Source organism: Streptomyces sp. CO7, from assembly GCF_053474865.1.
Genome location: NZ_JBRIOU010000009.1, coordinates 237,057 through 243,428, shown reverse-complemented (window position 1 = coordinate 243,428; position 6,372 = coordinate 237,057). Strand labels below are relative to the sequence as shown.

4 protein-coding genes are annotated in these 6,372 nt (G+C 75.6%); 3 read left to right on the top strand and 1 reads right to left on the bottom strand.

What is annotated here, in order from left to right; all coding sequences use genetic code 11:
* The 3 genes from ACOV8S_RS27665 to ACOV8S_RS27655 all read left to right on the top strand — a co-directional run.
* Positions 1-1,285 (top strand): lipase family protein (locus ACOV8S_RS27665; RefSeq protein ID WP_448321172.1); only part of this gene is annotated, 1,285 nt, incomplete at its 5' end.
* A gap of 165 nt (positions 1,286-1,450) precedes the next feature.
* Positions 1,451-2,614, top strand: coding sequence for an exonuclease SbcCD subunit D (locus tag ACOV8S_RS27660; RefSeq protein WP_448321170.1), 1,164 nt, complete (start codon positions 1,451-1,453; stop codon positions 2,612-2,614).
* Positions 2,611-5,628, top strand: coding sequence for an AAA family ATPase (locus tag ACOV8S_RS27655; RefSeq protein WP_448321168.1), 3,018 nt, complete (start codon positions 2,611-2,613; stop codon positions 5,626-5,628). Before ACOV8S_RS27660 ends, ACOV8S_RS27655 begins: the two co-directional genes overlap by 4 nt.
* A 70-nt stretch (positions 5,629-5,698) precedes the next feature.
* On the opposite strand, the gene ACOV8S_RS27650 is transcribed toward ACOV8S_RS27655, so the two are convergent.
* On the bottom strand, positions 5,699-6,157 hold the full coding sequence (locus tag ACOV8S_RS27650) for an Lrp/AsnC family transcriptional regulator (RefSeq protein WP_448321167.1): 459 nt from the start codon (positions 6,155-6,157) through the stop codon (positions 5,699-5,701).
* Between the last annotated feature and the right edge of the window lie 215 nt (positions 6,158-6,372).

Here is a 6,372-nt window from a genome sequence, read left to right as displayed (position 1 = left end):
GGCCTGCGTGGGCGCGCAGACCGCGGTCGCCCAGGCGGCGCCCGCCGCCCCGTCGGAGACGGCCGCGGCCCAGGCGGGGTCGGACTTCTACACCCCGCCCGCGACCCTGCCCGCGCAGAACGGCGCGCTGGTGCGCACCGAGCCGCTGCCGCTGGCCATCACCCTGCCCACCCTCGGCGGCCCGTTCCCCGGCAAGGCCACCCGGCTGATGTACCGGTCCACGGACTCCACCGGGCAGCCCGTCGCGGTGACCGGCGCCTACGTCGAGCCCACCGCCCAGTGGCGCGGCGGCGGCGCGCGGCCGCTGGTGGCGGTGGCGCCCGGCACCATGGGGCAGGGCGACGAGTGTGCCGCCTCCAAGGGGCTGCAGTACCCGATCCTGCTGGAGGGCGACTCCCTCTCCGTCGGCTACGAGGATCTGTCGATCTACCGGCTGCTCGCCTCCGGCGTCGCCGTCGTGGTCACCGACTACGTCGGACTCGGCGCGACGGACCGGCTGCACACCTACGTCAACCGTGCCGACGGCGCGCACGCGGTGCTGGACGCGGTCCGGGCCGCCCGCTCGCTGCCCGGCACCTCGCTGACGTCCGAATCGCGGATCGGCCTCTACGGCTACAGCCAGGGCGGCGGCGCCACCGCGGCCGCGGCCGAGCTCGCCGCCTCCTACGCCCCGGACGTGCGGCTGGCCGGCACCTACGCCGGAGCCCCGCCGGCCGACCTGGCCGAAACGATCAAGGGCATCGACGGGAGCGCCCTGACCGGCGCCCTCGGCTGGTCGCTCAACGGCTTCCTGCAGGCCTATCCCGACCTGCGGCCGATCGCCGACGCCCACCTCGACGACAAGGGCCGTGCCGCGCTCGAGGACCTGTCCGGCATGTGCATCGGTGACTCGCTCCTCGGCTACGGGTTCCGCCGCAGTTCCTCCTGGACCAAGGACGGCAGCTCCCTCTCGCAGATCGTGGAGCGCGAGCCGCGTATCCGGGAGGTGCTCGACGAGCAGCGCATCGGCGACCGCAAGCCGTCCGGTCCGGTGCGGGTGGCGACCGGCACCCAGGACGACATCGTGCCGCACCGGCAGTCCCGGCAGATGGCGGTCGACTGGTGCCGCAAGGGCGGCAACGTCACGTACAAGGCGATCGTCCTGCCCAACCTCGGTGACAAGATCCTCACCAACCACATGGTGCCGCTGCTCACCGACCAGGGCGACGCCGTGGACTGGCTGAAGGACCGGCTCGAGGGCAAGGCGGCGGTCTCGAACTGCTGGAGCATGCCGCTCCAGCCCTGACGGCCCGTCGGGAAGCCGCCCGGGAGCCGTCGAAGGCTCCCGGGCGCGCGCCGGCCCCACGACGGGCGCCGGCCAAGAACCGGCATTCGCCCGGCAATTGGCGCAATCGGGACAAAACGCCACCAAGTCCCGTGTTGTCCGTGGCCCCCGTTAAGGTCGGTGGGCATGAGGCTGCTGCACACGTCGGACTGGCATCTCGGCCGGTCGTTCCACCGGGTGAACATGCTCGACGCCCAGTCGGCGTTCGTCGACCACCTGCTCGCCGCCGTGCGCGAGCACCAGGTCGACGCGGTGGTCGTCTCGGGGGACGTCTACGACCGTGCGGTGCCGCCGCTGGCCGCCGTGGAGTTGTTCGACGACGCCCTGCACCGGCTCGCGGACCTCGGCGTGCCCACCGTGATGATCTCCGGCAACCACGACTCGGCCCGCCGCCTCGGCGTCGGCGCCGGGCTGATCGACCGGGCCGGCATCCACCTGCGCACCGACGCCGCCTCGGCCGGCGTCCCGGTGCTCCTCCCGGACGCCTTCGGGGAGGTCGCCTTCTACGGGCTGCCGTACCTCGAACCGGCTCTGGTGAAGGAGGAGTTCGGCGTCGACAGGGCGGGACACGAGGCGGTGCTGGGCGCCGCCATGGACCGGGTCCGCGCCGACCTCGCCGGCCGGCCCGCCGGGACCCGCTCGGTCGTCCTGGCGCACGCCTTCGTCACCGGGGGCAAGGGCAGCGACAGCGAGCGCGACATCACCGTCGGCGGCGTCGCCTCGGTGTCCGCCTCCGTCTTCGACGGCGTCGACTACGTCGCCCTCGGGCACCTGCACGGCTGCCAGACCCTCACCGAACGGATCCGCTACTCCGGCTCGCCGCTCCCGTACTCCTTCTCCGAGGCCGACCACCGCAAGACCATGTGGCTGGTGGACCTCGACGCCCACGGCGGCGTGAGCGCCGAGCGGATCGACTGCCCGGTGCCCCGGGCCCTCGCCCGGATACGCGGCCCCCTGGAGCAACTGCTCGAGGACCCCGGCCTCACCCGGCACGAGGACGCGTGGATCGAGGCCACCCTCACCGACCCGGTGCGCCCGGCCGAACCCATGGCCCGCCTGTGCGAGCGCTTCCCGCACACCCTCAGCCTGGCCTTCGAGCCCGAACGCGCCCCCGAGGAGGCCGGGGTCTCCTACGCCCGCCGCCTCGCCGGACGGACCGACCAGCAGATCGCCGAGGACTTCGTGGCCCACGTCCGGGGCGCGGGCCCCGACGACGACGAGCGCGCCGTGCTCCGCGACGCCTTCGACGCCGTGCGCGCCGACGCCGCCGTCAAGGAGGTCGCCCGATGAGGCTCCACCGGCTCGAGATGACCGCCTTCGGCCCGTTCGGCTCAACGCAGACCGTCGACTTCGATGAGCTCTCGGCGGCCGGCCTCTTCCTGCTGCACGGCCCGACCGGCGCCGGCAAGACCTCCGTGCTGGACGCCGTCTGCTACGCGCTCTACGGCAAGGTGCCCGGCGCCCGCGAGAGCGGCCACAGCGGCGCCCAGGGCTCCGCCCTGCGCAGCGACCACGCGGACCCGGAGGTCCCCACCAAGGTCGTGCTGGAGCTGACCGTCGCCGGCCGCCGCCTGGAGATCACCCGGCAGCCCGCCTGGCTCCGCCCGAAGAAGCGCGGAAAGGGCACCACCCCGGAGAAGGCACAGAGCCTGCTGCGCGAGCACGACGCCGCGGCCGGCGCCTGGAAGAGCACCGGCAGCCGCTCCCACCAGGAGATAGGCGAGGAGCTCACCCAGCTCCTCGGCATGAGCCGGGACCAGTTCTGCCAAGTGGTCCTGCTGCCGCAGGGCGACTTCGCCCGGTTCCTGCGCGCCGACGCCGAGGCCCGGGGCAAGCTGCTCGGCAAGCTCTTCGCCACGGAGCGGTTCAGCGAGGTCGAGAAGCGCCTCGCCGAACGCCGCCGCGCCACCGAGACCCGGGTGAAGGAGGCGGACGCGGACCTCCTCGCCCGCGCCCACCGCATGCAGCAGGCCGCCGGCGATGCCATGGACCTGCCCGCCCTCGCCCCCGGGGACCCGGGTCTCGCCGCGACCGTGCTGGCCGAGGCCGCCGTCGCCCGGTCCACCGCCCGCGAACAGCTCGACATCGCCCGGGTCGCGCTCGACGCCGCCGAGGCGCACCGCGCGGAGACCGGGCGGAGGGCCGCCGAGGTGCGCGAACTCGCGCGTCTGCAGGCCCGGTCCGCCGACGCACAGGCGCGCGCGGAGCGCCTGGAGGAGGGCTCCGAGGTCTGCCGGGAGGCGGAGCGGGTGTTGGAGCGGTCCCGCAAGGCGGAGGCGGTGGCGCCCGCCCTCGACCTGCGCCGCGACGCGGAGGCCGAGCACCGCCGGGCGACCGCCGCCGAACAGCGGGCCCGTGCCCTGCTCCCCGCCGAGCGCGCCGGGGACGGGGCCGCCGGACTGGCCGCCGCCGCCCGCCGGGCCGCCGAGGAACTGGGCGGCCTGGAGTCCGCCCGCCGCGCCGAGCACCGCCTGCACGACCTGACCGCCGAACGCGGCCGGCTGGACCGGCAGGAGCGGGACGACGAGGAGGCCCTGCAGGAGGCCGAGGAATGGCTGGCCGGCTGGGAGGAGACCCGCGCCGCCCTCCAGGCCCGGACCGAGGCCGCCCAGGAGGCCGCCACCCGGGCCGAACAGCTCGCCGCACGGCAGGAACCCGCCCGCCGACGGCTGGACGCCGCCCGCGAACGGGACCGGCTCACCGCCGAGACGGAGACCGCCCACGCGCGGGCCGCCGCCGCCCGGGAGAGCGCCGCCGCCGCCCACGAGCACTGGAACACCCTGCGCGAACAGCGGCTGGACGGCATCGCCGCCGAACTCGCCGGCGCCCTGCGCGACGGCGAACCCTGCGCCGTCTGCGGCTCCCCGGAGCACCCCGCCCCGGCCGGCAGGTCCGCCGGCCACGTCGACCGGGCCACCGAGGAGGCCGCCCGCGCCGATCACCGGCGTCTCCAGGAGGAGGCCGACCGGGCCGAGCGGCGCCACGCGGGACTGCGGGAGTCGCTGGCCGCCGCCGTCGCCGAGGCCGGGGAGGACGGTACCGAGGACCTCGCCCGCGAGCTGGCCGAGCTCACCGAGCGGCACCGTCGCGAACACCTCGCCGCGGGCGACCTCCACCCGGCCCGCGAGGAACTGCGCCGTGCCGAGCAGGAGCACGCCCGCCGCACCGCCGACCGGCAGGAGGCCGCCGTCCGTGCCGCCGCCCGCGTCGGACACCGCGAACGCCTCGACCAGGAGCGCGCCACCCTGGAGCAGGAGCTCGCCGAGGCGCGCGGCGGCGCCTCGACCGTCGCCGCCCGCGCCGCCCAGCTGGAACGCGCCGCCACCCTGCTCGCCGAGGCCGCCGAGGCGGCCCGCGCCGCCGAGGACGCCGCCCACCGGCTCAAGGACGCCGACGCCCGGCTCGCCGACGCCGCCTACCGGGCCGGCTTCGAGACCCCGCAGGCCGCCGCCGACGCCCTGCTCGACGCGGCGGAGCACCGCGCGCTGCAGCGCCGGATCGACACCTGGCGCAACGAGTACGCGGCCGTCCGCGCCGTCCTCGCCGAGGAGGAGACCGCCGCCGCGGACCGGCTCCCGCCCGCCGACCCGGCCGCCGCCGAGACCGAGCTCGCCGCCGCCACCCGCCGTGTCCGCGAGGCCGCCTCCGCCTACGACGCCGCCGAGGGGCGCTGCGCCGACCTGGACCGGCTCTCCGCCGAGGCCGCCCGCGCCGCCCGCGCGCTCGCCCCGCTGCGCGCCGAGCACGACAAGGTGGCCCGGATGGCCGGCCTGGCCGCCGGCACCTCCGCCGACAACGAGCGCAAGATGCGCCTGGAGTCCTACGTGCTGGCCGCCCGCCTGGAACAGGTCGCCGCGGCGGCCACCGCCAGGCTGCTCAGGATGTCCGGCGGCCGCTACACCCTCGTCCACTCCGCCGACCGCTCCGGCCGGGGCCGCAGCGGCCTCGGACTCCACGTGGTCGACGCCTGGACCGGCCGGGAGCGGGACACCGCCACCCTCTCCGGGGGCGAGACCTTCTTCGCCTCCCTCGCCCTGGCGCTGGGCCTGGCCGACGTGGTCACCGACGAGGCGGGCGGCGTCCGCCTCGACACCCTCTTCATCGACGAGGGCTTCGGCAGCCTCGACGACCAGACACTCGACGAGGTCCTCGACGTCCTCGACTCCCTGCGTGAGCGCGACCGCAGCGTGGGCATCGTCAGCCACGTCGCCGACCTCAAGCGCCGGGTGCACGCCCAGCTCGAGGTGGTGAAGGGACGGCAGGGCTCGCGGCTGCGGCAGCGCGGCGTGCCCGGCGGAGGCTGAGACCGCGACCGGGGTCGGGACAGCAACCGAGGCCGAGAAAGCGAAGCGGTCGAAAGCCGCGGGAAGGCCGTCAGCCGGCGATCGCCCGGCGGGGGAGCGGCGAGGAGTACACCACGCTGGTCGTCACCGCGCCCAGCCCGCCGATCCGCCCGGTGACCTCCTCCAGGTGCCGCATCGAGCGCGCGGTCACCTTGAGGACGAAGCAGTCCGCCCCAGTGACGTGGTGCGCCTCCACGATCTCCGGGGTGACGGCCACCAGGTCGTGGAACGGCTTGTAGTTCCCCGTCGGGTAGCGCAGCCGGACGAAGGCGAGGATCGGCAGGCCCAGCCGTTCCGGGTCGACGACGGCGGAATAACCCTGGATCACCCCGGCCTCCTCCAGCCGCCGCACCCGCTCGGTGACGGCGCTGGCCGACATCGACACCGCTCGCGCGAGCTCCGTGAAACTGGCCCGGCCGTCGCGCTGCAGGACCTCGAGAATGCGCAGGTCCGTGGAGTCCGGCAGGTACGCCGGGGAATGCGTGGTCACGGGCGGAGCATGCCGGGGATTCCCCGGCTGATCAAGCCGCCTGCCGTGGAAGCAGGGTTCTCGCGGGTGATCGCCGGGCCTAGATTCTTCGGTGTCGGGGGCCGACTCCCGACGCCCCCAGCGAGGAACCGAAGGGACCCCTTCATGACCGCGACCACCGCCCCGGACACCGCCTCCACCACGACCACCGCCCCAGACACCGCCTCCACCACGAC